The organism is Nocardia sp. NPDC059180, assembly GCF_042754945.1.
Lineage (GTDB): Bacteria > Actinomycetota > Actinomycetes > Mycobacteriales > Mycobacteriaceae > Nocardia.
Genome location: NZ_JBHZBU010000003.1, coordinates 841,125 through 864,479, shown reverse-complemented (window position 1 = coordinate 864,479; position 23,355 = coordinate 841,125). Strand labels below are relative to the sequence as shown.

Sequence of the window (23,355 nt, the reverse complement as noted above, 5' to 3'; positions counted from 1 at the left end):
CGAGTTCTAGAAATCTGCTCGGTAGAGTCTCTGGAGGTTCGTGATGGGAACTGACCGATCGGTGCGGACCGGTCCGTTCGTGGTGCCCGCGATCGACGAGATCCCCGGCGGGCGGCTGCTCGAGCTGCCCGGCCGCGGCCGCACCTACGTCGTCGACATTCCCGGCCCTGCCGACGCGCCGACGCTGATCCTGCTGCACGGCACCGCGTGCACCGCGATGCTCAATTGGTTCCCGGCGCTCGACACCCTGGCCGAGCACTATCGGATCGTGCTGTTCGACCAGCGCTGGCATGGGCGCGGTATCCGTTCCGAGCGGTTCCGGCTCGACGATTGTGCCGACGACGTGGTCGCGGTAGCCGATGCGCTGGGGGTGGATCGCTTTGTCTGCGTGGGATATTCGCTGGGCGGTGTGGTCTCGCTGCTGACCGCCCACCGTCATCCCGATCGGGTAGCCGGGCTCGTGCTCTGTGCGACGCCGTATCGATTCCAGGAGAAATGGCGCGAACGAGCGTTCCATCGCGGCTTCGCGGCCATGTCGAACACGCTGGGTGACTATCCGTATCAGCGCGCCGGGCGGCTGGCGGGCGCGCTGCCGGAACTACCCGCGGCATTGGTTCCCGGACAGCTGCGGCGCTGGGCGATGGGGGAGTTCCGCAGCACCAGCGGATGGGCGATGACGCCGATATTGGCGGAGATCGGGACATTCGACGCCACCGAGTGGCTATCGAGTCTGCGGGTGCCGACGGCAGTGGTCATCACGACCAAGGACAAGGCGATTCCGGTGTACCGGCAGATCGAAATGGCGGCCTCGATTCCGGGGACGAGCATTCACCCGGTCGCTGCGGGGCATACGGCCTGTGCATTCGCGGCGGACCGGTTCGTTCCGGTGCTCGACGAAGCGTGTGCCGCGGTGGCGGCACGGTTATGAGATGACGACCCTGTTCGACGCCGGTGGCGAACAGGGCGGTCGGTCGGAGCGGTGATCAGCCCCGAGTTCGCGCCGCGGCCAGCAGATCGGCGATCACGGCGGGCACCGCGTCGCCCAGATCTCCGATATCGGGTACCAGCTCACGGCAGGCGATGAACCCGAAGTCCAGGTCGCCGCAGTTGGACAGCACGGTGACGGTGAGGCCTGCCCCGTGGAAGATCGGGCCGAACGGATACATGCCATCGACCCGGACGCCGAGGAAATACAGCGGCATCGGTGGACCGGGAACATTCGACACCACGAGGTTGTGCACCACCGGGTGCGCCTCGGCCAGCTTCAGCGACGAGTAGACCCGTGACGCGAGCTGGAAGGTATTGGGCGGAGCGTACTTCGACCAGTCCTGCAGGAAGTCGGCGCCGATCAGATCGTGCTCCTTCTTGGCGTGCACGTTCGCGCTGGCGAGCATGTTCAACCGCTCCACCGGATCGGCGATATCGGTACCGAGGCGGCAGAACAGTGTCGAAACCTTGTTGATGCCCTCGGTGTGCCGGGTGGAATCGTGCACCGACACCGGAACGGAGGCGATCAGCGACCGAGCGGGCAGCTCGTCATGGTTGTCGAGGTAGCTGCGCAGCACCCCGCCGACAATCGTCAGCACCACATCGTTGACCTTCACGCCGAAGGCCGCCTTGATCTCCTTGATCGCGCCCAAATCGGCTTTGGTGAAGGCCACGGCGCGGTGTGCGGTGATGGCCTTGTTGAAGGGCGTGCGTGGTGCGGAGAACGGTAATGCCATGCCCGCCTGGTTCTTCCGGCGCCGCTGCGCGAACCCCGCGACCATTCCGACGGTCTTGGGCACCATGCCGAGCATGCCCATCTTGCCCGGGAATCGCACTGCGGCGCGGGCCGCCAACGCGAGATCGTTCGGCCCGGGTTCGGGCTGCCACGGCTCCGGCTCGGGCCGGGTGGCGCCCGGTTCGAGGTCGCACAGGTGCATCATCATGTTCGTGCCGGTGATGCCGTCGACGGCGGCGTGATGATATTTGCAGATCACGGCGACCTTGCCGTCGTCGAGACCGTCCACGACCGACATCTCCCACAGTGGCCGATCCCGGTCCATCGGGCGGCTCGCGATATCGCCGATCAGCTCGGCGAGCTCGGCCCGCCCGCCCGGCTTGGGTAGTCCGACCCGGCGGATGTGATAGTCCAGATCGAAATTCGGGTCGTCGACCCAGACCGGATGGTCGAGGTTGAACGGCACCTCATGTACCCGCCGTCGCATATGGGGGATGAGCGGCAGCCTGCGGCCGAGTTCGGCCTTCAGTGCGTCGAACGAGTAGGTGCCGTCGACGGGATCGAGGATCAGCAGTGCGCAGACATGTAGGTGCTGGGTTCCGGTCTCCAGATAGAGGAAACTGGCATCCAGTCCGGTGAGTTGTTCCATAGCAAAAGACTACTAGAACGTGTTCTAGTTTTCGCCTGGTTCAACGCGAAGTCGATCACAGTAGCGGGCGATATTGCCAGATTGTGACCTGCGGATATCGGTCCGGAATCTGTATGTAACTCATGGTCCTAGGTATGTGTATGCTGTTTCTACGGTCGTGAAGGAAGATCGTCGGTGATCGCTGCCGAACACACCGTGACACGCTGAGGAGTATCGATGAAGCTACTTCGCCGGGGCCGTAAGCGCCCGGACACCGATCCGGGACCGGTGGCGCTGCATGCCCGCAATGTGCGATTCGACTGGGCCGACACCCCGCTGCACTGGATGGCGGCGGAGCCGATCGCCTCGCATCTGATCAACTCGCTGAACCTGCTCCTGCCCGAAGGCGAGCGGATGTTCTGCGCCACGTATACCGAGGCGCTGCCGTCGGTCAAGGACGAGAAGCTGCGCGAGGCCATGCTCGGTTTCATCGGCCAGGAAGCCATGCACGCCCAGACTCACGACAAGGTCCTGCACGAGGTGCTCGCCTCGCACGGCATCGACCCCGAGCCGTATCTGCGCCAGGCCGAATACTTGTTCCGCAAGTCCCTCGGCCCGCGCGAGAATGCGGGCAATTCCCGGCACCAGCAGCTCGTGGAGCGGCTGGCATTCATCGCGTGCCTGGAGCATTTCTTCGCCTACCTCGGCGACTGGGTGCTCAATGCCGATCTGGAGAAGTTCGACGCCGACCCGCGGGTGGCCGACCTTTTCCGCTGGCACGGCGCTGAAGAGGTCGAGCATCGTCACGTCGCCCACGATGTGGCGGTGTACTTCGGAGCAGGGTATGTGCGGCGCGCGGCGATCATGACGCTGGTGTTCCCCGTGTTCATCGGACTCGTGCTGCGCGGCACCAAGTTCCTGGTGCGCCAGGACCCGGCGCTGCCCGACTACGGCTATCCACGGCTGGTCCCCGCGGTGTTCGCCGCCATGTGGCGCGGTGCGCTGCCGGGGGTGCCGTCGCTGCTGTGGAGTGCGCTGACGACATTCAAGCCGGGGTACAACCCGGAGACAGTCGGCTCCACCGCACAGGCGATCGCCTACCTGGCCGCCTCGCCGGCCGCCCGGGCGGCCGCGTCGTGAACTCGACCGAGATTCCCGGAACGCCACCCGGCGACCTCTACGGCAAACGGTCCCGCGACCGCACGGTGCGCGTGCTCGACGCGGTTGTGGACGCGCGGCTGAAGTGGGCCGCGCTGATCAATCGCAGGCCGCAGGCGCCCCGCGTCGACGATCGTCGGCTCGCGCTGGTCATCACCGAACGGCAGATCGAGGCGCACGATACCGACGTGATCAGCCTGGTGCTGCGCGCGCCCGACGGCAGTGAACTCCCGTCATGGCGTCCCGGTGCACACCTCGATCTGGAACTGCCGTCGGGAAAGCTGCGGCAATATTCGCTGTGTGGCGATCCGGCCGACACTCACGCGTATCGGGTTGCGGTGCGGCGCATTCCCGAAGGTGGCGGGGGATCGATCGAGGTGCACCGCGACCTCGCGGTCGGCACACCGATCATCGTGCGCGGGCCGCGCAACGCCTTTCCGTTCGCGGTGCCAGGACACGGCTCGCCCGCGACCCGGCTGCATTTCGTTGCCGGCGGTATCGGCATCACCCCGATCCTGCCGATGATGCGGCTGGCCGATCGGCTAGGCGTCGACTGGTCCATGGTCTACGCCGGGCGCAACCGCGACACCATCCCGTTCCTGGACGAGGTCGAGCGCTTCGGCGACCGGATCACCGTGCGCACCGATGACGAGCACGGGCTGCCCGACGCGTCCGCGCTGCTGCCCGGGGTCGGCGCCGGTACCGCTGTCTACTGCTGTGGTCCTGTGCCGATGACCGGAATGGTCGCCGACGCGGTCCGGGTGATGCCCGGGGTGGAGTTGCATTCCGAGCGGTTCTCGCCGCCGCCGATCGTCGACGGTGTCGCATTCGAAGTCGAATTCGCCTCCACCGGTGACGTGGTGCAGGTGCCCGCCGACCGCTCGGCGCTCGACGTCGTCCTGGAGAGCCGTCCGGATCGGCCGTATTCGTGTCGTCAGGGCTTCTGCCGCACCTGCACAGTGCGTGTGCTCGCCGGGCAGCCCGATCACCGCGAAACCGTTCTCACCGAATCCGACCACGCCGCGGGAGACATGCTGATCTGTGTATCCCGCTCGGCGGGTGGACGTTTGACGTTGGATATCTAGTCAGGGGAGACCGACTATGACCACAAGAGCACCCGAACCGGACCGGACCCGCCGAACCGTGCGCAACGGCGATTTCGAGCTCGCGGTGTACGAATACGGCGACCCGACCGCCGAGGCCGTCGTGCTCGTGCACGGCTGGCCCGACACCCATCAGCTGTGGGACAAGGTCGTGCCGCTGCTGGCGCGCCGATTCCACGTCGTCACCTACGACACCCGCGGCCACGGCGAATCCACCCGAACCCAGCGCACCGCCGACTTCCGGCTCGAGGAGCTGGCCTCGGACTTCTTCGCCGTTGCCGACGCCGTCAGTCCCGACCGGCCGGTGCATGTGCTGGCCCACGACTGGGGATCCATCCAGGTGTGGGAAGCGGTCTGCGAACCCGGTGCCGAACAGCGGATCGCCTCGTTCACCTCGGCATCCGGACCCAATCTCGACCACGTCGGCAAATGGGTGCGCAACCGGCTGTCGAGGCCGACGCCCCGCAATGTGTGGCAGCCGGCCACACAGCTGGCTTCCTCGGCGTACACGTTCTTCTTCATGACGCCTGTGCTGCCGCGCGTCGCGCTGGGACAGCTGGCCACCGAGGGGCGGTGGCGGCAGTTCGTGGGGCTGATGAACGAGACCGCGGCGTCGAATGTGACGCTCGGGCGGACGTTCCGCAAGGACATCGTCGACGGGCTGCTGATCTATCGCGCCAACATCCTGCCGCGCATGCTGTCGCCGCGTGAGCGGCACACCGACGTGCCGGTTCAGCTGATCGTCGCCGGACGTGATGTCGCGATCCGGCCCGCAGGCTACGACGACGAACGGAAATGGGCGTCGCGATTGTGGCGCCGTGATGTGCCCGCGGGGCACTGGATGCCGTTCTCGCATCCGGAACTGCTGGCGAATGCGACAGCCGAACTCATCGACGCACTTGCGGGCGGATCGTTGCCGCGCGGGTTGCGGCGCGCCGAGATCGGCCGTAGCCGCGGCGAGTTCGGTGATCAGCTGGTCGTCATTACCGGTGGCGGTAGCGGGATCGGGCGCGAGACGGCGCTGTCGTTCGCGCGTCGCGGCGCCGAGATCGTGCTGTCCGACGTCAACCTGGCCGCGGCCAAGGAGACCGCAGAGATGGTGGCAGCCGCCGGTGGTCTCGCGCACGCCTACCAACTCGACGTCTCCGATGAATCCGCGGTCGCCGATCATGCTCGTGCCGTGCTGGAAGCCCATGGTGTGCCCGACATTTTGGTCAACAATGCGGGTATCGGTCAGGCCGGCGACTTCTTCGATACGCCGGCGCAGGAGTTCGATCGGGTCATGCGCGTCAATCTGGGTGGTGTCGTCAACGGGTGCCGGTCCTTCGGTCCCGCGATGGCCGAACGCGGCGCGGGTGGGCACATCGTGAACCTGTCGAGCATGGCGGCTTATTCACCGCAGCAGGGCTTCAGCGCGTACGCCACCAGCAAGTCGGCGGTGTTCATGTTCTCGGATTGCCTGCGCGCTGAGCTGGCCGGACGCGGAATCGGCGTGCACACCATCTGCCCCGGCATCGTGCATACCAATATTGTTGCTACGACGAGCTTTTCCGGCGTCGATGCCGACGAGGAGAAGCGCAAGCAACAGCACTACGACAACCTCTACCGGATGCGGCATTATGGGCCGGAGAAGGTGGCCGAGCAGATCGTGCATGCGGTCGCGCGTGGGCGCAGCATTGTCCCGGTGACACCCGAAGCGCGGGTGAATTACCACCTGAGCCGGTTGGCGCCTGCGATCGGACGGTTCGTTGCTGCGCGGGTGAAACTCACCTGAGCTCGAGGCATCGACCGGCTGCGGTTCGAGCCGCCAGGTCACCGCGTACTGCGTCGAGATGTCACGCCGACGCTTCGGCTGCCCGCCGGAGCTCATCCTCGATCGCTCCCACCCGTCCGGCGTCGATACCCCAGGGTTTGGCTACGCCGACTCTCGTGTCGAGGTCCCACAAGACGCACGCTTCCTCGGGCGCGGCGACCATGGACCAGGCGACCACGGTCCGCCCGAGCTGAGAAGCCATCGAGCCGTGTGGATTGCCCTGCGCCGCAACACTATCCGGGTAGTGGTGCAGGAACCTGCCATACGCCTGCTCGCAGAAGGTGGCATAGAGCTCGGTGCACAGGATCAACCCGTGCCAGGCCTCGTCCACCGCATGCGACGGCATCCCGATCACCTGCCCGTCCCGCATCGCGGCCCCGCAACACCGAAGCCACTGCCGCAGACCGGTCTCCACCAGCTCGCGCGGCTGCCACGGGCAGGTCTTGTAGATGGCGTCGGGCAGCTCGAGTTCACGAACGACGCGATCGACCAGGGAAAGATCGATCGTACGGCTGCTGCGTCTACTGAATCCGAACACAGTTCACTGTACGACCGGCGGTCGATACGCTGCGAGCATGATGATTCTGATAGCGCTGTTCGTGCTGGTCGCGCTGGTCTCGATCGTGGCTGTGAGCGTCGTGCTGATCGTGGTAGTTGTCCAGCGCAACGGCCGTTCACAGCATCGGGGCGGGCCACACGGGCCGTACTGGGTGGCGGGTTCTGCGGTAGATCCGGATGGGGGTGGTGGTTATGACCCCGGGGGCTATAGCGACGGGCCGGGCTCAGGTGGACACGGTGGCTCGAGTTGCGGTGGTGGCGGCGGGTCCAGTTGCGGGGGCGGTGGCGGATCCAGTTGCGGCGGTGGGGGTTCCTGAGGTTCGCCTTCGGGTACTCCTGGGCGATGACGGAATTTCTCATCGGGCTCGCGCTGGTGGTGATCGCGGTCGCGGCGGCGGTGGCGATCGTGATCCTCGTGAAGCAACGACGCTCCGAAGAAACGACCATGTCGAAGCTGGTCAGTGAGTCTCAGCGGTCACGCCCCACGCGTCGGACAGGCTCCAGGCGCGGCACCGGCGCGGGTTCAGGGGCGGCTGCAGCGGGTGGCGGATTCTGGATCTCTGGTGACGCGGGCGGCGGAGACTCCGGCGGATCCGGCTGCGGCGGCGGCGGTGGTGGTTGCGGCGGTGGTGGTGGGGGAGGTGGCTGCGGTGGTGGCGGCTGAACGACCCGCCAGTGATCGCGATCACATGACCTTGACCTAAACCATCCTTCAGGGTTGAGGCTTGTCGTATCCGAAACACCCGGAACGATGGAGGTTGGTCATGCGAGCGGTGTACGCGACGGCATTCGGCGGTCCCGACGTACTCGAGATGCGCGAAGTGCCCGAACCGGTCCCGGCGGCGGGGGAAGTCCTTGTCGACGTCGGAGCGGCCGACGTTATGTTCCTCGACACCAGGTTGCGGTCCGGATGGGGAACCGATTTCTTCGCGGTCGAGCCGCCGTATGTGCCCGGCGGGGCGATAGGCGGCGTGGTCACGGCCGTCGGGCCTGATGTCGATTCGTCCTGGATCGGCAGACGAGTCAGCACAGCGACCGTGCGCAGCGGAATCGCGGGCGGGCTGCCGATCGGCGGATACGCCGAGAAGTCCCTGGCCAAAGCCGAGACGCTGACTGCGATCCCTGAAGGCGTCACGCTCGATCAAGCTGTCGCCCTGATCCACGACGGCAGAACCGCGCTGGCCGTCTTCGATCGGGCCGCCGTCGAATCCGGCGAATGGGTGCTCATCACCGCCGCCGCCGGCGGGCTCGGCACCTTGCTGACCCAACTCGCACGCAACGCAGGCGCCAAGGTGATCGCGGCAGCCCGCGGAACGGCCAAGCTCGAGCTGGTCGAGCGACTGGGTGCCTCCGTACTGGTCGACTACTCCGAACCCGATTGGGTGGACAAGGTTCGGGCGGCGACCGGAGGTTCGGGCGTGCACGTAGTCCTCGACGGTGCTGGCGGCGAACTCGGCGGCGCCGCGGCCGAAGCCTTGGCCGACGGCGGACGGTTCATCGGATACGGCTCCGCAGCAGGCGATTTCGCCACAGTCGACACCGAAGCCGCGCAACGCCGGTCGATCACGGTGCTCGGACTGTTCGATATCACTTCCGACAGCACCGACTGGCCCGCGCTGGCCGAACGTGCCCTCACCGAAGTCGCGGCCGGACGCCTGGAGGTCGTTATCGGCCAGACATTTCCGCTGGAACAGGCAGATCGAGCGCACGCCGCGATCGATGCGCGAACCGCCATCGGACGCACACTGTTGAGTAACACAAACCGACCGAAATGAATACCTGCGAGTAGCGAATTCTGCGGCTATGGTGCCTGCGTGCTTACCGCAGCCATAGTCGTCCTGATTCTTATTCTCGTTGCGTCCGTAGTGCATATCGCCAGCCGCCCACCACGCGACATGGCGGAATCCAGTCGCGGACTACGTGCCGGTTCCGGTAGTGAACGAGAACGAGAAAGTCAGTACTGACCGTCCAGAATTCGCCATCAACGGTGGTGCTCAGCCCGGCTCAACCGACCGGGGTGAGCACCACCACCGCGATCGGCCGCCGCGTGCGCTCCTGATATTCGCTGTAGCGGCCCTGATTCACCCGATCCACCAGCTCCCAATGACGCGCGTAGTCGGGATCGCCCGGCAGTGTCGGCCGCGCCGTCACCCGAATCTTGCGGCGCCCGATCTGGATCTCGCAGTCCGGCTTCGCCTTCAGATTCGCCAGCCACCCCGGCGGCCGCGGCGAGCCACCATTGGATGCCGTCACCAAATAGTCGCTACCGTCGCGCGCATAGGTGAGCGCCGAGGTCCGCGCCTGCCCCGTCTTGCGACCGACCGTCCGCAACAGCAACGTCGGATTCCCGAACAACAGCCGATGTCCAACCCATCCGCCGCTGTTCTCATAGATCCACTGGTGTGCCTGCAACACTTTCGTGAAAACCCCGGCCATACCAACCCCTCAGCAGTTCCCGGCAAAGCCTCACCCTAACCACGCCCCAACCCGATTGGCCCACGCCGCGCCCGACCCGGTACCATTCCCCACACCTGCGGACCCACCGCATCCGGGGGCGGTAGCTCAGTCGGTTAGAGCCGTGGACTCATAATCCATTGGTCGCGGGTTCGAGCCCCGCCCGCCCCACAATTTCCCTCTTTACCAGCGGGAATATGCGTCTTCGATGACGTCGTACCCGCTGACCTGGCTACGAGCACCGTGGATTGCGGCTTGTCATCGGTGCGATATTGCTCCGCCATCGACACTGCGGTGGTTTCCGCCGCTCTGTTCTGGGCGGGCGCGGCTGGCTACACTCTGTATCAGCTCGGTATCGGCCTGCGCGGCTGACCGGTCAGTGCATTCGGTCGGGCAGGGGGACCGAGGTGCCGGAAGGCCGCTGGTTGAATCGAGCACCACGCCGATCGAGCTCGTCTAAGGTGTGGGTGCGGAGGGGCCGCACAATCAGTGATGCGTGAACAGCGGGATGTTCGTGGTGTGTTTCATCGAATTGAGAGGCGCTGCATGGCAAGGGATTTGACGCAAATCGAGCTGCTGACCGAGCTGGAGCCGGTGGTGGCGACCAATATCGACCGGCACTTGGCCACGGCCAAGGACTGGCATCCGCACGATTATGTGCCGTGGGACGAGGGCCGCAATTTCGCGGCCATGGGTGGCGAGGATTGGCATCCGGAGCAGTCGCGGCTGTCCGAGGTCGCCAAGGTCGCGATGGTGACGAATCTGCTCACCGAGGACAATCTGCCCTCCTACCACCGGGTGATCTCGGAGAACTTCTCCCAGGACGGCGCCTGGGGTACGTGGGTCGGCCGGTGGACGGCCGAGGAGAACCGGCACGCGATCGCGATGCGCGACTATCTGATCTGCACCCGCGCCGTCGATCCGGTCGCCCTGGAGAACGACCGGATGGTGCATATGACCCGCGGTGTGCACGCACCGGAGGGGTTCGGGGGTGTGCTCGATCAGGTCGCGTACGTGACCGTCCAGGAGTTGGCCACCCGGATCAGCCACCGCAGCACCGGACGGGTCTGCGAGGACCCCATCGCCGATCGGATGCTGCAACGGATCGCGGCCGATGAGAACCTGCACATGATGTTCTATCGCAACATCACCGCCGCAGCGTTCGACCTTGCACCAGACCAGACGATGGAGTCGGTCACCCATATCGTGAAGACGTTCAGCATGCCCGGCACCGGCATGCCGAACTGGCGGCGCAATGGCGTGTTGATGGTCAAGCACGGGATCTACGATCTGCGTCAGCACCTGGACGAGGTCGTGGCTCCGGTCTTGCGCATCTGGAATGTCTTCGATCGCAATGATTTCACCGCGCGTGGCGAACGCAGTCGCGAAGAACTCGGCGAGTACATGGACAAGCTCACCCGTGACGTCGCCAAGTTCGAAGAGCAGCGCGAACGCATCCTCGCCCGCGAGGTAGCCCGCGAGGCCGCACGCGTCGGATAGCGCACTCTCGTGGCAGGGATATCACCCTGCCATCGGGAGTTCGACGATGAAACGGGCGCCACCGTGCGCAACGCCGTCGACGCGGATGGCACCGCCGTGGCGCTCGACGACATCACGCACGATGGCCAAGCCGAGGCCCGCGCCGCCTTCGTCGCGGCTGCGGGCGTCGTCGAGGCGGACGAAGCGCTGAAAGATGCGCTCCCGGTCGGCCTCGGGCACCCCGGGGCCGTCGTCGACGACCTCGATGACCGCCGTGCCGCCAGTGCGCCGCAGCGTTACCTGCACTGATGTCGCCGCATGTCGTTGGGCGTTATCGACGAGGTTGCCGACGACACGTGCGATCTGGGTGCGGCTACCGGCAACCGTGACCGCGTCATCCGGCAACGTGTAACCGACCGGAATGCGGTCGCCCACCCTGCGGTCGCGCTCCTCGTGGATCAGTGCGGTCAGATCGACACGGTCGGTCCGAGGCTGTTCACCTGCGTCGAGACGGGCCAGCAGTAGCAGGTCCGCGGCCAGGTCCCCGATCCGGACGGTGTCGCCGAGCACGTCGTCCAGCTCGAGCAGCCCCGGATGTGCCTGGGCGACTTCGAGCTGGGTGCGCAGGCTGGCGATCGGGCTGCGCAGCTCATGTGCGGCGTCGGCGATGAAACGGCGCTGGCGCTCGGAGGACTCTTCCAGCGCGGCGAGGGTCTCGTTGGTAGTGGCGGCCAGCCTGCCGATCTCGTCGCGGGAACGGGGTTCGGGGACCCTGCGCGACAAATCACCGTGCATGATCTCGGCGAGTTCGCGGCGAATCGCCTCGACCGGCCGCAATGCCCGGCGAGTGACCAGCCAGGTCACCGCGGCGACCACAGCGAGCAGTAGCGGCAGTCCGATCAACATGGCTCGGCGTGCGTCGGCCACCGCGCTCTCGGCGGTGTCCAAGGATGCGCCCGCGTATATGGTGACCGGCTGCCGGTCCGCGGTGAGGCCTGCCAGAGCCGCGACCCGGTAGTTGTCGGTGGTCGCGGAGTCGTCGGATGGTAGCCCGACATCCTCGACGACTACCTCTCCGGTGGCTGCATCCGGGGCCGTGGTGGCGGCAAGCGTGGCACCTGGGGTAGCCCGGGGGCCCGCGACGGGTCCCGCGGCGTTCACCGAGCTGTCTTCGTCCTCTTCGTCCTCGTCGTCTTCTTCCTCCTCCTCATCCTCTTCATCGCCTCCGGCACCGGGGGCGGTTGCCGTCGTCTGCGGCGTGAACGTCGCCATCGGGCCGGGAATATGCATTTCGGCATCAGCGGCGAGCACCTGTCCATCGGCCGAAACGACCTGTGCAGGTTCGTCTTCGGGATCTGGAAACCGCAGCTCGGCAAGGGGCGTTCCAGCTTCCAACTGCATGGCGATATCGCGTGCGTTGCCTTCCGCCTGGAGGCTCGCGCTCTCGACCAGATTGTCACGCAATGCGGCGAGCACGATCACTCCCGTTGCTGTCAACGCCACCGCGACGACGGCGGTCGCGGCCGTCGTGGTGCGCGCCCGCACCGAACTCCACGGCAAGTGTGGCCGGCGCATCCGCTCAGCCACGTTCGGCCGTCAGTCGGTAGCCGGCGCCGCGCACCGTCAGGATGGTGCGGCAGGCGAAAGGCGTGTCGATTTTGCGGCGCAATGTGCTGATGTACACCTCGACGATGTTCGGGTCGCCGTCGTAGGCGAAATCCCAGACATGCTGCAAGATATCCGATTTCGATACCACCTGGCCCGCGCGTACGGCCAAGTGCTCCAGGACCGCGAATTCTTTGGCGGTGAGTGTTACTTCCGTGTCGCCGCGCCGGCACATATGCGTCGCGGGGTCGATCACGAGATCGCCGACGCGAAGAACCTGGGCGCCCGCACGAGTACGCCTGCGCAGCAGGGCCCGGATGCGAGCAACGAGCACCACATACGAGAACGGCTTGCTCAGATAGTCATCGGCGCCGGTGTCCAGACCCTCGGCCTCGTCGTACTCCCCATCCTTGGCGGTGAGCATCAGCACCGGGGTATCGTTGCCCGCCGCACGCAACGTGGAGCAGACCCGATACCCGTTCATTCCCGGCAACATGATGTCGAGGATGATCAGGTCGTAGTCGGTGGTGGTCGCCCGATGCAGCCCTTCGGCACCGTCGTGCACGACATCGACGGCGAAACCCTCGGCGGACAATCCCTTTGCCAGTGCGAGGGCGAGGCGTTTCTCGTCCTCCACGATCAGCAGACGCATCAGCACAGCGTGTCAGATTCTTGCTGAAACGTCCTTCAGGTTGCTTCAGCTCGCCTTCAGCATTGCTTTGCCACAGTGGTGACCACATTCGCAGAAGGTCACCCCCCACAGGAGGTTTCACCATGGTCAGCATCTTCCGCCGCGCCGCCGCCAGTCTTCGCTGGGTCTTCGTAGGAGCCGTGGTTCTGGCGGCCGCGGGTATCGGCATCGCCGCGTTGACACTCGGCAACGGTCCGCAGAGCACGGTCTCGCTCGACCGCCCGATCTCCGAGTGGTCGCTGGTCGCCGACCCCAGCATTGATCGTCAAGAGGCGATGAACACTGCGGCCGCGCAGATTCCGGACGGTGTCGCGGTCTCGGCCGAGTTCGATACCGAGCGCGGTACGGCCGTCTGGGAGGTGGAGGTCCAGACTCCCGCCGGTGTGGAGTACGACGTGACCGTCGACGCGAACACCGGCAAGGTGCTCGGCACCGTCGATCACGACTGACGGTGCCGGACGATCGGCCCGGTAGGCGGCGACCGGGCCGATCGTGTTCGCCATGTGCCCCTCGTGCGATCACGAGGGGCACATGGCTGTGGCATCGGTCGAGTAGATCCCTCGGTGGTGTGCCGCTCGTGCGGCTGTTTTGCCGTGGTGACGGATCTCGAGAGGTGAATGAGCGCGTGATCGGCGCTGGGTGCTCAGGCGAATGCGGGAAGTTGGACCACTTGGCCCGCGTAGGCGAGTCCCGCGCCGAAACCGACAAGCAGCGCCGTATCGCCGGGCTGGGAGGCGCCGGAACGGAGCAGCTGGTGCATGGCCATGGGAATCGAGGCCGCGCTGGTATTGCCGGTGTCGACGATGTCGCGGGCGATCGCGACGGTATCGGGGATGTGCAGTGCGCGGGTCAGGGCGTCGGTGATGCGCATATTGGCCTGGTGCGGGACGAAGGCATCGAGATCGTCGACGGTGACGCCGGCGCGTTCCAGCGCGCCGCGGCACGCCTTCTCCAAAAAGGTGACCGCCCAGCGGAACACCGCTTGGCCGTTCATCCGGATATAGGGACGTTCGGTGGTCCCACCGCTCGCCTCGGCAGCCGCCACTTCGGCGAAGTACTGCTGAAAGTCCTTGTCCTGTTTGATAGCTGCGGTCTGACTACCGTCGGATCCCCAAGCGACCGGGCCGATACCCTCGAACTCCGACGGTCCGACGACCACCGCGCCCGCACCGTCGGCGAAGATGAACGCACAGCTGCGGTCGGCCGGGTCGAGCAGATCCGAGAGTCGCTCGACGCCGATCACCAGGACGTGGCGAGCCTGGCCCGCGCGCACGAGATTCGCGGCGTTGGCCAGCGCATAGCAGAAGCCCGCGCAGCCTGCGGAGACGTCGAACGCGGCGGTGTCGTGCATGCCGAGCTCGGTGGCGACCACCGCGCCGGCCGACGGTCCAAGCACCATCTGGGATGAGGTGGCCAAGATGACGGTGTCGACGTCCGCGGCCGCGAGTCCTGCGGCCTTCAGCGCGTCACGAGCCGCCGCCGTACTCATCCCGATGATGGTCTCATCCGTATCGGCCCAGTGCCGGGTGGCGATGCCCGAGCGGGTGCGGATCCACTCATCGGAGGAATCGATCCGATCGACGATCTCGGCATTGGGCACGACGCGGCGGGGCCGGTAGACCCCGAGGCCGAGCAATGCGGCGTGGGCGACCGGGGTGGCGGTGGCGATCTGGGCGGGCACGGCATCCTCTCGCTGTGAACCGATCGGTTCACGTGACGAAGTTCTAACATGGACCGATCGGTTCAATCAAGAGTTGGAGGAATTCAGTGACGGCCGGACCCCGCGCCCGACTGATCGCCAGCACCATCAGCACGGTGCAGGAGCACGGTGTGCACGCTGCCGGACTGAGCGAACTGCTCAAACGCAGCAACGCCTCGCGCAACTCGCTGTACCAGCATTTCCCGTTGGGCAAGGGCGAGCTGATAGAGACCGCGGCCAGGATCGTGTCGCGTCTGGTGTATTCGCATGTCAGCACCATGGCCGACGCGCTGGCGACCGCGCCGTCGGTGGAACGCTGGCTCGACGATCTCTTCGGATTCTGGCGCGAGCCCCTCGAATCCAGCGGCTATCGGGCCGGTTCGTTCATGATGGCGGCTGCCTTGGACGAATTGAATCCGTCGGTGCAGTCCGCAGCGGGCCAGGCCTTCGCCGAATGGACGGTCCTGCTCGCCGACGGTCTGGTCGGTGCGGGCATCGAACGAGTAAAGGCCGCTGCGCTCGCGGGACTGCTGCTGTCGGTGATCGAGGGCGCCATCGTGCAGAGCCGCGCGCTGAAATCAGCCCATCCGTTCGACGATGCGCGCACCCAGTGCACGGTGCTGATGGCGGAGTATCTGCCGCCGAGATAGCGCAGGCGCCACCCGACGGGACGGGTGCGCCGGGCCCGCACGGATGACGACGCACGGATCCACCGATGCTCCGACGCTGGTCCCGCTGATGCCGCAGGCACGAAGTGGCGAGCGACGCGGGTAAGGCGGCCGCGCGCGGATTCAACCGGAGCTGCGGGTTTGTCCGCTGGGTTGCCGGGCATTCGGCCGATGTCCGGGGCCGCACGCAGGCCACGCGCGACGGAAGGACGAGACCGTGCCGAACAGCACCACAGTCACAGCACGTACGCCGGTCCAGCTCGCGGCGATGGTCGTTGGCGCGGCCTTTCTCCTGGTCGGCGTCCTTGGCTTCATTCCGGGGATCACCACGAACTACGACAGCCTCGAATGGGCCGGACACCATTCCGAAGCTCAGCTGCTCGGCTTGTTCAACGTGTCGGTCCTGCACAACCTCGTGCACCTGGCCTTCGGGATCGTCGGCCTGATCGCGGGCGCGAATCCACCCGCTGCTCGCAGCTTCCTGCTCGGTGGCGGCGCGATCTATCTCGCGCTGTGGATCTACGGCCTCGTCATCGACCAGAACAGCGACGCCAATTTCGTCCCCCTCGACACCGCCGACAACTGGCTGCATTTCGGCCTCGGCCTGATCATGATCGCGCTCGGCGCCATCATGCCGAGGAAGACCGACACCGGTCAGCACCTGTCGGGGCGCCAACCCGGAATCATCGAATAGCGCCACGGCGGCACACCAGCATCTGGGTTGCGCCCGCCTGGAATTCGTATCCGGAGTCGACGACCCGCCCGACGATCCCGCGGGTGTCGAGGTCGCCGATCATTCGTTTACGCCGCCGCCAGCCGCAGACCTCGGCGATGAACGCGGCCCACCTCACGGGCAATCCAGAATGCGCCGGATGAGCTCGGCGCTATCGGAACAAGGGCAGCGCGGCATGCCGAGCGACGATCGCCCGACTGATTGCGCCGGGTTGTCGGATTCCGCGGGCTCCCGATCGTCTAATGGGTGAAGGAGGTGAACCGGCATGAAATACGTGCTGATGTTCTGCGAGACCGAGCAGTGGGAGAAGAACTGGGAGGCGATGGATCAGGCCGAGCGGGATCGGGGATTCGGGCAGGTTCAGGAGTGGCTGGCGCGGTATTCGGACAAGATCCTGCACAACCGCAAGCTGACCGGGCCCGACACGGCTACGACCGTTCGGCTCGACGGTGACAGCGCGCCGTTGATCACCGATGGGCCGTTCGTGGAGGGCAAAGAGGTCGTCAGCGGGTATGTCGAGGTCGAAGTGGCCGATCTGGACGAGGCGATCGGCATGGCGCGGACGTGGCCCGGATGCCCGCTGGTGGAGATCCGTCCGGTCCTGATGTGACCGAGCCGGAGGCCGCCGCCGTGCTCGTGGATGTGGTCCGTGAGCACGGCAGCAGGCTGGCGTCATCACTGGTGTCGCTGCTCGGTGATTTCTCCGCCGCCGAGGATCTGGTGTCCGACGCGGTGGAGAAAGCGCTGCGCACTTGGCCGGTCGATGGTGTCCCGGAGCAACCGCAGGCGTGGCTGTTCGCCGTCGCGCGGCGCCGTGGGCTGGATGTGCTGCGGCGCGAGGCGAACTACCGCGACAAGCTGCGGCAACTGCAGTGGCCGGTGTACGACGAGCCCGATGATCGGCTGCGGCTGATGTTCACCTGCTGCCACCCCGCTCTCTCCCGCGAGGCCCAGGTGGCGCTCACACTCCGCATGGTCTGCGGGCTGAGCACCGCACAGCTGGCCAAGGCCTTTCTTGTACCGGAAGCAACTGTGGCGCAACGTATTACGCGCGCAAAGCGCAAGATCGGCCAGGCGGGCATCCCGTATCGCGTACCGGCCGACGATGAGCTCGGCGGCCGGTTGACCGAGGTGATGGCCGTCATCTACCTGCTGTTCAACGAGGGCTATCTCGCGACCGAACAGTCGGCCGGGCGCGATCTGGCCATCGACGCCGAATGGCTCGCCACCCTGACCGACCGGCTGCTGCCCGGCGAACCGGAGGTCATGGGCCTGCTGGCGCTGATCCGGCTGCACCGCGCCAGGGCGGCCGCGCGCTTCGACGCCTGCGGGCGGATCGTCCTGTTGGGCGACCAGGATCGTGCGCGGTGGGACCATGCGGCGATCGAGCGCGCGGTGCGGCTGCTGACCGACGCAGGCCGGCTGCGGCGTCCCGGCCCCTATCAGCTGCAGGCGGCGATAGTCGCCTGCCATGCGGAGGCCGCGAGCTGGGCCGATACCGATTGGCCGCAGATCGTGGTGCTCTATGACATGCTGCTGCGGCTGACCCCGTCACCGGTGATCAGGCTGCACCGCGCGGTCGCGTTGGCCCGCACCGAGGGCGCACAGGCGGCCTTGACCGAAGTGGACGAGCTGGCCGCACAGCTGGCGAACTATCACCTTTTCCACGCCACACGTGCCGAACTCCTGCGGCAACTCGGCCGCAACGACGAAGCCCGCACCGCCGACCAGCGCGCCCTCGAACTCACCCGCAACCCCGCCGAGCAGGCCGTGCTCGAGGAACGGCTTGGCCTGCTCGGACGACCCGATGCGACACGCGTTCGAGCTGACCCGGATGAGGCGTTCGCGCCACCTACCGTGGACGAAAACCCCAAGGAGCTGCAGTGAGACTTCGACATATCGTGGCCGGTGCCGCGCTGGCCGCCGCGGCCCTGTGCGCCGCGCCCGCGGTGGCGTCCGCCGACGACCCGGAATTCCCTCGCAACGGCGTCATTCCGCCGGGGACCTACCACGTCATCCGGCATCCCTCGAACGTGATCGGCTCTCCGCTGGAGAACTGTGATCTGCAGGTGTTCGTCGACGGGAGTTCCGTTGTGCTGGTCTGCCCGACGTTCAGCCGGGCCGGACACCAACGGCCGGTCGGGACGGACGAATCGTATGTCACCTTCGATTTCGTGCCGATCGGACTGGACCTGCGCGATATCGATCCGCGCCAAGGTCATTGGATCGGGACGATGAACGTCGCGGGCACGCCGGTAGCGGCGCCGTACCCGCTGGCCGGTGTCACGTTGCAACGACGCTGATCACCGCTCGGTTCGATGCGGATCACCAGTGCACGGCCATCCGCCCGATCCCCGTGTTCGGTATAGATCCTGCGTCAGCAGGGCAACCAGTGCGAATAGTGCTGCGGCCCGCACGGATCGCGGGTTTCGCACACTCGAGCGTCGCAGGTCGCGCGGATCGTGTGGGTGCGAGCCCGGCCGTGTATCAAGGGCGGCCGGTCGGTGCAGATTCGCGGCGGGTAGTCGTGCCGCTGTTGATCGAAGCTTCCACCTCGCCGAGAGCCGTTCGGATCATGGTGCCGTAGTCGTTGTCGGGGAGCGCTTGCAGGTGACGGCGTGCGGCGTCGACCTGCTGTTGTGCCGCGTCGAAGGAGGCGAGACGGCGGTAGTTGTCGGCGAGGTTCAGGTGCAGGGAGGGGAAGAATCCGCGGACGTCGAGGGAGGCGTCGAATTCTTGGGCGCGGGAGTTTGTGAGGGCTTCGGCGGCGTCCAGGGCGCGGATATCCCATACGAGGGCCTGTGCGGGATCGTCGTACAGGTCGGCGAGGTAGTGGGCGAGGGTGCAGCGGTGGAATGGGTCGCCATGCGGGCCGATGCTGGTCCACAGGTCGGTGAGGGTGGTGCGGGCGCCGTCACCATCGCCCGCGCGGCCGCGGGTCACGGCGTCGGTGATGGCGGCCATGGTCGGATCGGGTGTGGTCATGCGGGGTTCTCCTCGGAGTCGTTGGGCAGTCGGGTCGGCATGGCAAGGGTGGTGAGGTCTCCGTCGGTGGCGGAGCGGATGACGACGGGCAGGTCGGGCGCCGCGATGTCGAGCATGATGTCGGGGCCGACGGCGGTGGTGATTGCGGGACGGAGGGTTGCGCGGGCGAAGGCCAGCACTGTGACCGCGCCCGTCACTGTCGCCGGGATAGTCGTTCCCGTGGCGCGATCGCGAGCACTCGCGTCTGGGCCGGTGCTGGTGGTGCTACCCGCGTTGCCCGCAGCAACGCGACCCTGGGTCGGGACGGAACCGCCTTCGGTGACGGTGATTTCGCCCGCGCCGATCGAGAATGACAGCAGGCCCTCGCCGGAGTCGATGGCGTCGATCAGCTCATGGCGCGGCACCACGACGCGGGTCCGGACCGGCGCCAGATCGGATAGCAGCGCCCGGTAGTCCGGGAACTGCTCGTCGATAGCAGGGCAGTAGTGGTCGGTGCCCTCGCTGCTCAGGCGAACTGCGTCCGGCTGCGGAATCAGTACCGCCTCATCCTGTTCGGCCAGCCAGGACGTCACCGGGGTCAATGCGGCCGCATCGACGACCCGCGACCAGCTCGCACCCGACCAGGAATGTGGCACCAGCGTGCGGGTGGTCAGGCGGTACCGGTCGGTCGCCGTGAGGACGACGGCCTCACGACCGGCTTCCACGAAGATGCCGGTGAGCGCCCGGAACTCACCGTCGGCGGCGACCGCTGAACCGACCTGCCGGATCGCAGCCGCCAGCAGTGCGCCCGGCAGGGAAACTCGTGGGAGGGCTGCGAGTTCGGATTTGATCGCCGCTGCGGTGGTGGCGGCCTCACGCGCACGTCGTGTCATGGCGTCCACGTGTTCGTCGAGCAGGCGCGCCGCCTCGTGCGGCTCAGCGGAAAGGATCACGGCGACCGTATCGAGGCCGATATCGATATCGCGCAGCTTGCGGATGAGCAACGCCCGCTCACGCTGGTCGTCGGTGTAATAGCGATACCCGGTGGCCGCATCGACCTCGGCGGGGACGAGCAGGCCGCAGTCGTCGTAGAACCGCAGCGCGCTCGGCGTCAGCCCGCACGCGCGGGCCAGTACCCCGATGGTGATCAATGGCTTGTCCGCAGTCACCCGGCCATCATCGGCCCTCAACCAACTCGAAGGTCAAGCGCGCAGCGCCGGGGCGACTCAGGCGCTTCCTGGCTGGTCCGCGCGCTAACGGTATGCGGATGCGCGCGGCCGCCGCCGCGGGCATCGTTTCCTGAGCGGCCGTATGAATCAGCCCTTTGTGCCGTGGAGGGTGAGGGTGTTGTCGATGCAGCGGGTGATGAAGGCGTCGTCGATCGGGTCGTCGCCTACCAGCAGCCGGAAATACAGTGGTGCGGAGAGGGTTTCGATGATCTCGCGAGGCTCCGCATCTTCGGGTAGTTCACCTCGCTCGATCGCTCGCGTGACGACCTCGGAGCTTCGCTCGAACCGGTCGTTCCAGAAGCGGTGGCGCGCGGCGGCAACCTCCGGGTCGGTCGACAGGGCGATGGTGGTGCCGACCAGCCGCGCGATACCGGGGCGCGAGATCAGGTGGGAGATCTGCTCGGCGAGCTGTTGCAGGTCTTCTCGCACGCTGCCGGTATCCGGTGTGGGGTTGCCGACTGCGGCGAGTTCGGTCACGGCATCGGCGACCAGCGCTGTGCGCGTGCCCCAGCGTCGGTAGACGGTCGTCTCGGCAACACCAGCGCGGGCTGCGACATCGCCGATAGTCAACCCTTCGATGCCGTGTTCGGCGACCTGATCCAAGGTGGCCGTGAGAACAGCGTCGCGCACCCGCGCGGAGCGTCCCCCGGTCCGCCTACGCGGAACCGGGGGTGTCGCCGCTTGCTCGTTCTCGGGCTCGCGTTCGCGCTGGCTCATGGCCCAGTTCTACTCGACGGTGTTGCTACGTGCCGAATACGCTGGCCGTGCCGTTCCGGGGGCCGTCGGCGGAGCAGCCGGCTCAGCGTAGGTACGCACCGATCCAGTTGCCGAATTCGGTCGCCAGATGCCACTGGTGCTCGGCGATGTACAACCCCGGCACGGCCGCCGGGAACGCGACTTTGAGCTGGCTGCGGAACCCGCCACCGGGTTCGTCGCGGAACTGGTGGCAGACCCCGCCGATGAGTTCACCGTCGTCGAGCGAGGCCGTCCCGGCAACGGTGACGGGATAGGCCGGATCGGCGGGAACCATCACCCTCGCCGTGTCGGTGTAATCGACGAGGAACCGGCTGGCCAGCACAGCACCGCCGGTGACCTCGATGACCTCCTGGCGCCCGTCGGGCAGGGTGGCGATGATGTAGTGGTCCGGGCACGCGTCGGTCCACACCGCACGGGCATCGGTCACGCGGGCTCGGTCGAACCAATCGGCGAAGCCCTCGGCGCTGCCGCGATCGCTGGCGATCTCGACGACCGCCACCACCCATCGCCCGCCCGAGGCGGCAAGCGTGGCGCGGGTTCCGGTTTCGGAGGCGGCGAGTTCGGCGGCGAGCAGCTCACGCAACCCGTCGGGGCCGATTATGGCCCGGGCGCGTGACAGTGCCGATCGGGCCGCGGGGACGTCGTCGACGGTGACCGCGAAACGCGTGAGCAGCGAATCGAGCTCACCTGCCAGTAAGCCGACATAGTCCTTGCGCAGCCGCGCCGCGGCCACCGACAGGCGCCGCCGTTCCCATTCGACAACCTTGGCTTGATCGATGGCGGCTCCGTCGATGAACGTGCGCAGCCCGGCTCCCGCCGCCGGTGAGCGGGGTGCCGCAAGCGTGGTCCCGGTGCTGACGTAGGCCGCTGCGGCGGTGGCGGCCGTTGCCCCGGCCGCGCGGATGATGAAGCTTCTCCTGGTCAGCATCGAGCAATTCCCTTCGCGTACTCGGTCATCCGCGTTTCGGGGGAGCAGCACGGACAAGCCCACTGTTAACGCAAGCTCAACTTGCGTTAGTGAAAGGATCGGTCATGTGCGTCATCCTGTCAATGGGTTGCACTGAATTAACGCCAGGAAAACTTGCGTTTGCAGACCGGATGGGCTGCGCGAAGCGTCTCGCGCAGCAGTTGCTCATGCGGGAAGCGCGGCGCGCCCTATCGATGCCATGTTCAGGCGCGAACTGTGATCCCGGCTATCGAGCCGGGAGAGGGTCAGCCGATGACGGCGTTCATGATGGTGCCCGCACTGGTGGCGACCGCACCACCGATCATGGCGCCCGCGACCATTTTCGGGGATTGGAGACCACCTCCGGTCCACTTCTCCCAGGCGAATCGGCCGCCCGCGTAGATGATGCCGCAGACCCCGGACAGCAGTACGAACCAGGTCAGATAGCGGACGAGTTGGAGAATCTTGTCCGACATCGGCGGCGCTTCGGGTGTTGGGTTGCCGATTTGCGCGACGGTGTCGTATACGGCGGCCAGGATCATCTCGCTGCTCACTCTGGTTCGGGGTGGGGCGGGAACTCTTCGGTGAAATCGTATCCGGTCATCCGGCCGATCGCAGTCACGTGGCTCCGAGGTGGCATTTTCGCATGGTTATACCGTCAAATCTGGTGCGCGACAACACTTGCGGTAGCAGGCCGGGGTCCGGGATGATGGGGACGGCGCGGGGGTCACCACCGCACGCGTCGATTCGCTTGGTGCGTAACGCCTTACATCCGCCGAGTGTGGCTCCATCGGTTCGGTTGTATGAGAGAGGGTATGGACGTGAGCATCATCTCGACGGCATTCGCAGACACTGTCACGACGCTCGCGCAGGTCGGTAACCCGACACCGGAGCCGCCGCCGCTGGCCGACAAGGTGGAGCAGTTTCTCGGGTACGGCACCTGGCTGGCGAAACTCTCGGGCACCATCAGCATCATCTACGCGGGTGGGCGTTTCGCCTGGGAGAAGTGGAGCGGCGGGGCGTTGCAGTCACCGAAAATGATTGCGGGCGCCCTGATCGGCGGTACGGTCGCCACAAGCGCAGGCACACTCATGGACACCGTGCTCAACACCTGAGTTCCTGATGCCGGCGAGCGTCGGCAACCCCAT

Annotated in this window: 26 protein-coding genes and 1 tRNA gene; 15 read left to right on the top strand and 12 right to left on the bottom strand. The window is 66.5% G+C overall.

Going from position 1 to position 23,355, the window contains the following annotated elements; all coding sequences use genetic code 11:
- The first annotated feature begins 43 nt into the window (after positions 1-43).
- Positions 44-928 (top strand): alpha/beta fold hydrolase, encoded by an 885-nt coding sequence (locus ACFXNW_RS14415; RefSeq protein WP_379418079.1) that lies wholly within the window; start codon positions 44-46, stop codon positions 926-928.
- Between the two features lie 55 nt (positions 929-983).
- Here ACFXNW_RS14415 and ACFXNW_RS14410 read toward each other — a convergent pair whose 3' ends face one another.
- Positions 984-2,372, bottom strand: coding sequence for a wax ester/triacylglycerol synthase family O-acyltransferase (locus tag ACFXNW_RS14410; RefSeq protein WP_379418078.1), 1,389 nt, complete (start codon positions 2,370-2,372; stop codon positions 984-986).
- Positions 2,373-2,588: 216 nt separating this feature from the next.
- Between ACFXNW_RS14410 and ACFXNW_RS14405 the strand changes: the two genes are divergently transcribed.
- The 3 genes from ACFXNW_RS14405 to ACFXNW_RS14395 are packed head-to-tail and all read left to right on the top strand — an operon-like array spanning position 2,589 to position 6,386.
- Complete coding sequence (locus ACFXNW_RS14405) at positions 2,589-3,491, top strand: metal-dependent hydrolase (protein WP_379418077.1); 903 nt, start codon at positions 2,589-2,591, stop codon at positions 3,489-3,491.
- Positions 3,488-4,594: a PDR/VanB family oxidoreductase gene (locus ACFXNW_RS14400; RefSeq protein ID WP_379418076.1), complete on the top strand. Its 1,107-nt coding sequence runs from the start codon at positions 3,488-3,490 to the stop codon at positions 4,592-4,594. The genes ACFXNW_RS14405 and ACFXNW_RS14400 overlap by 4 nt, the downstream gene beginning before the upstream one ends.
- A gap of 16 nt (positions 4,595-4,610) precedes the next feature.
- Positions 4,611-6,386, top strand: a complete 1,776-nt coding sequence (locus tag ACFXNW_RS14395) for an SDR family oxidoreductase (RefSeq protein WP_379418075.1) — start codon at positions 4,611-4,613, stop codon at positions 6,384-6,386.
- A 61-nt stretch (positions 6,387-6,447) separates the two neighbouring features.
- Here the strand turns inward: ACFXNW_RS14395 and ACFXNW_RS14390 are convergent, their stop codons facing one another.
- Positions 6,448-6,963: a hypothetical protein gene (locus ACFXNW_RS14390; protein WP_379418074.1), complete on the bottom strand. Its 516-nt coding sequence runs from the start codon at positions 6,961-6,963 to the stop codon at positions 6,448-6,450.
- Between the two features lie 363 nt (positions 6,964-7,326).
- On the opposite strand from ACFXNW_RS14390, the gene ACFXNW_RS14385 reads away from it, so the two are divergent.
- Positions 7,327-7,647 (top strand): hypothetical protein, encoded by a 321-nt coding sequence (locus ACFXNW_RS14385; RefSeq protein ID WP_379418073.1) that lies wholly within the window; start codon positions 7,327-7,329, stop codon positions 7,645-7,647.
- Positions 7,648-7,747: 100 nt separating this feature from the next.
- Positions 7,748-8,758: a zinc-binding dehydrogenase gene (locus ACFXNW_RS14380; RefSeq protein WP_379418072.1), complete on the top strand. Its 1,011-nt coding sequence runs from the start codon at positions 7,748-7,750 to the stop codon at positions 8,756-8,758.
- A 229-nt stretch (positions 8,759-8,987) separates the two neighbouring features.
- Here ACFXNW_RS14380 and ACFXNW_RS14375 read toward each other — a convergent pair whose 3' ends face one another.
- The gene (locus ACFXNW_RS14375; protein WP_379418071.1) at positions 8,988-9,419 is read right to left on the bottom strand and encodes a nitroreductase family deazaflavin-dependent oxidoreductase; all 432 of its coding nucleotides are present in this window, start codon (positions 9,417-9,419) and stop codon (positions 8,988-8,990) included.
- Between the two features lie 115 nt (positions 9,420-9,534).
- Between ACFXNW_RS14375 and ACFXNW_RS14370 the strand changes: the two genes are divergently transcribed.
- Positions 9,535-9,608 (top strand) — tRNA-Ile (locus ACFXNW_RS14370).
- A 375-nt stretch (positions 9,609-9,983) separates the two neighbouring features.
- Positions 9,984-10,937, top strand: a complete 954-nt coding sequence (locus ACFXNW_RS14365; RefSeq protein ID WP_379418070.1) for an acyl-ACP desaturase — start codon at positions 9,984-9,986, stop codon at positions 10,935-10,937.
- Positions 10,938-10,958: 21 nt separating this feature from the next.
- Here the strand turns inward: ACFXNW_RS14365 and ACFXNW_RS14360 are convergent, their stop codons facing one another.
- Positions 10,959-12,491: an ATP-binding protein gene (locus ACFXNW_RS14360; RefSeq protein ID WP_379418069.1), complete on the bottom strand. Its 1,533-nt coding sequence runs from the start codon at positions 12,489-12,491 to the stop codon at positions 10,959-10,961.
- Between the two features lie 4 nt (positions 12,492-12,495).
- Positions 12,496-13,173 (bottom strand): response regulator, encoded by a 678-nt coding sequence (locus ACFXNW_RS14355; RefSeq protein ID WP_379418068.1) that lies wholly within the window; start codon positions 13,171-13,173, stop codon positions 12,496-12,498.
- Positions 13,174-13,295: 122 nt separating this feature from the next.
- Here ACFXNW_RS14355 and ACFXNW_RS14350 point away from each other — a divergent pair, with 122 nt between their 5' ends.
- Entirely contained in the window at positions 13,296-13,661 is a 366-nt protein-coding gene (locus ACFXNW_RS14350) for a PepSY domain-containing protein (protein WP_379418067.1), read from the top strand.
- Between the two features lie 194 nt (positions 13,662-13,855).
- On the opposite strand, the gene ACFXNW_RS14345 is transcribed toward ACFXNW_RS14350, so the two are convergent.
- Positions 13,856-14,893 (bottom strand): beta-ketoacyl-ACP synthase III, encoded by a 1,038-nt coding sequence (locus tag ACFXNW_RS14345; protein WP_379418066.1) that lies wholly within the window; start codon positions 14,891-14,893, stop codon positions 13,856-13,858.
- 86 nt (positions 14,894-14,979) lie between these two features.
- On the opposite strand from ACFXNW_RS14345, the gene ACFXNW_RS14340 reads away from it, so the two are divergent.
- On the top strand, positions 14,980-15,561 hold the full coding sequence (locus ACFXNW_RS14340) for a TetR/AcrR family transcriptional regulator (RefSeq protein WP_379418065.1): 582 nt from the start codon (positions 14,980-14,982) through the stop codon (positions 15,559-15,561).
- Positions 15,562-15,847: 286 nt separating this feature from the next.
- Positions 15,848-16,273, top strand: coding sequence for a DUF4383 domain-containing protein (locus tag ACFXNW_RS14335; RefSeq protein ID WP_379418160.1), 426 nt, complete (start codon positions 15,848-15,850; stop codon positions 16,271-16,273).
- Here ACFXNW_RS14335 and ACFXNW_RS14330 read toward each other — a convergent pair.
- Positions 16,263-16,430, bottom strand: a complete 168-nt coding sequence (locus ACFXNW_RS14330) for a hypothetical protein (RefSeq protein WP_379418064.1) — start codon at positions 16,428-16,430, stop codon at positions 16,263-16,265. The genes ACFXNW_RS14335 and ACFXNW_RS14330 overlap by 11 nt on opposite strands.
- A gap of 147 nt (positions 16,431-16,577) precedes the next feature.
- Between ACFXNW_RS14330 and ACFXNW_RS14325 the strand changes: the two genes are divergently transcribed.
- The 3 genes from ACFXNW_RS14325 to ACFXNW_RS14315 are packed head-to-tail and all read left to right on the top strand — an operon-like array spanning position 16,578 to position 18,615.
- Entirely contained in the window at positions 16,578-16,922 is a 345-nt protein-coding gene (locus tag ACFXNW_RS14325) for a YciI family protein (RefSeq protein ID WP_379418063.1), read from the top strand.
- Entirely contained in the window at positions 16,919-18,199 is a 1,281-nt protein-coding gene (locus ACFXNW_RS14320; protein WP_379418062.1) for an RNA polymerase sigma factor, read from the top strand. Before ACFXNW_RS14325 ends, ACFXNW_RS14320 begins: the two co-directional genes overlap by 4 nt.
- Positions 18,196-18,615, top strand: a complete 420-nt coding sequence (locus tag ACFXNW_RS14315) for a hypothetical protein (protein ID WP_379418061.1) — start codon at positions 18,196-18,198, stop codon at positions 18,613-18,615. Before ACFXNW_RS14320 ends, ACFXNW_RS14315 begins: the two co-directional genes overlap by 4 nt.
- Positions 18,616-18,799: 184 nt before the next feature.
- On the opposite strand, the gene ACFXNW_RS14310 is transcribed toward ACFXNW_RS14315, so the two are convergent.
- The 5 genes from ACFXNW_RS14310 to ACFXNW_RS14290 all read right to left on the bottom strand — a co-directional run bounded on the left by ACFXNW_RS14310 (position 18,800) and on the right by ACFXNW_RS14290 (position 22,749).
- Positions 18,800-19,297: a hypothetical protein gene (locus ACFXNW_RS14310; protein ID WP_379418060.1), complete on the bottom strand. Its 498-nt coding sequence runs from the start codon at positions 19,295-19,297 to the stop codon at positions 18,800-18,802.
- Entirely contained in the window at positions 19,294-20,445 is a 1,152-nt protein-coding gene (locus tag ACFXNW_RS14305; protein ID WP_379418059.1) for a MerR family transcriptional regulator, read from the bottom strand. The genes ACFXNW_RS14310 and ACFXNW_RS14305 overlap by 4 nt, the downstream gene beginning before the upstream one ends.
- A gap of 147 nt (positions 20,446-20,592) precedes the next feature.
- Entirely contained in the window at positions 20,593-21,222 is a 630-nt protein-coding gene (locus ACFXNW_RS14300; protein WP_379418058.1) for a TetR/AcrR family transcriptional regulator, read from the bottom strand.
- An 82-nt stretch (positions 21,223-21,304) separates the two neighbouring features.
- Complete coding sequence (locus ACFXNW_RS14295; RefSeq protein ID WP_379418057.1) at positions 21,305-22,189, bottom strand: hypothetical protein; 885 nt, start codon at positions 22,187-22,189, stop codon at positions 21,305-21,307.
- 284 nt (positions 22,190-22,473) lie between these two features.
- Complete coding sequence (locus ACFXNW_RS14290; RefSeq protein ID WP_163825018.1) at positions 22,474-22,749, bottom strand: hypothetical protein; 276 nt, start codon at positions 22,747-22,749, stop codon at positions 22,474-22,476.
- Between the two features lie 279 nt (positions 22,750-23,028).
- Between ACFXNW_RS14290 and ACFXNW_RS14285 the strand changes: the two genes are divergently transcribed.
- A complete protein-coding gene (locus ACFXNW_RS14285; protein ID WP_379418056.1) occupies positions 23,029-23,322 on the top strand; it encodes a hypothetical protein in 294 nt (97 codons plus the stop codon).
- The last annotated feature ends 33 nt before the right edge of the window (positions 23,323-23,355 follow it).